This window comes from Lysobacter sp. 1R34A (assembly GCF_051217035.1).
In the GTDB taxonomy this organism is placed as follows: domain Bacteria; phylum Pseudomonadota; class Gammaproteobacteria; order Xanthomonadales; family Xanthomonadaceae; genus Lysobacter.
Genome location: NZ_JBPKJP010000206.1, coordinates 1 through 1,286 on the forward strand (window position 1 = coordinate 1; position 1,286 = coordinate 1,286).

The window sequence follows — 1,286 nt, forward strand, 5'->3', positions numbered from 1 at the left end:
CCAGCGCGACCCCGTGAACGCCGGCCTGGCGACAGGCCGGCGTTTTTCGTTGCGGCGGCCGGCGCGCCCGCTCGGCGGGCTGCCGAAGCGGACCGGCGAAGCCCGGCCGCGCAGAAGGTGACCGCCGTCACCGCTTGCCGCGGCCGTGGAACTTCTGTCGCGCAGCGCAGTCCCATCGTTACTCCTGTTGCGACGCCGGCCGCTATTCTTGGTGCCGGCGTTTTTTATGCCCGGCCCCGCCCAAGGCCGACGCCGCTCATTCCGCCACCGACGAGACTTTCCGATGAATCCACGCCTGGCCTCCCTGTTCCTGCTCGCTGTGCTCCCGTTCGCGGCGTTCGCCGCGCCCAAGACGGCCGCGCCCGCGGGCCCGGCGCCGGAAGCCGGCGTCGACTACGTCGAGATCGAAGGCGGCAAGCCGTTCGCTCCGGTCAAGGGCAAGGTCGAAGTCGTCGAGGTGTTCGGCTACACCTGCCCGCACTGCGCCCATTTCGAGCCGCAGGTCGCCGCCTGGCGCGCCAGGCAGCCGGCCGACGTCAACTTCGTGCCGCTGGCCGCGCCGTTCGGCGGCTACTGGAATCCGTATGCGCAGGCCTTCTACACCGCGCAATCGATGAAGCTGCTCGGCAAGACCCACGAGGCGATGTTCAAGGCCCTGCACGAACAGCACCGTCTGCCGATCCAGAACGCCTCGACCGACGAGATCGCCGGCTTCTACGCCCAGCACGGCGCCAACCGCGAGGCCTTCGCCGCGGCCATGGCCGGCCCGGCCACCGCCAAGGCGATGGAGCGCGCCAAGGCCTTCATCATGGCCGCCGGCGTCGACGGCACGCCGTCGCTGGTGGTTGCGGGCAAGTACCGCGTGACCACCCAGAAGGGCTTCGACGACATGCTGCGCGTCGCCGATCATCTGGTCGCGCGCGAACGCGCCGGCAAGCGCTGACCGCGGCGCGGGCGCGGCCGGCCCGGCTCGCTACGGCGCGGCCCTCGCACTCCGACTACGTCCTACACTCCCTCTTCCCTGCCGCGGCCGTTATCCTGAACGTCGCTCCTGTCGGCATCGCGACCCGCACTGCAGCCCGGCGCCGATGCCCACACTCCTTTGATCGTATTGCGGAGATTTCCCTGATGAATTCGCGTATGGCTACGTTGTCCCGCTATCCGCTGGTGCTGAGCGCCCTGTTCGCGCTCGCCGCCTGCACCAAGACCGAAACCGCGGCCCCGGCCGACACCGCCGCGCCGGCCGCGACCGACGCGGCAACCGCCACCGCCCCGGCCGACGGCGC

Annotated in this window: 1 protein-coding gene; it reads left to right on the forward strand. The window is 70.8% G+C overall.

Translation table 11 applies throughout. The annotated features are described in order from the left end of the window. The first annotated feature begins 283 nt into the window (after positions 1-283). Entirely contained in the window at positions 284-943 is a 660-nt protein-coding gene (locus ACSAMQ_RS20555; protein WP_435397434.1) for a thiol:disulfide interchange protein DsbA/DsbL, read from the forward strand. Positions 944-1,286: the final 343 nt, after the last annotated feature.

Excerpts from the sequence above, each read along its gene's own strand:
- ACSAMQ_RS20555 (WP_435397434.1), top strand. The coding sequence starts at position 284 with ATGAATCCACGCCTGGCCTCCCTGTTCCTGCTCGCTGTGCTCCCGTTC.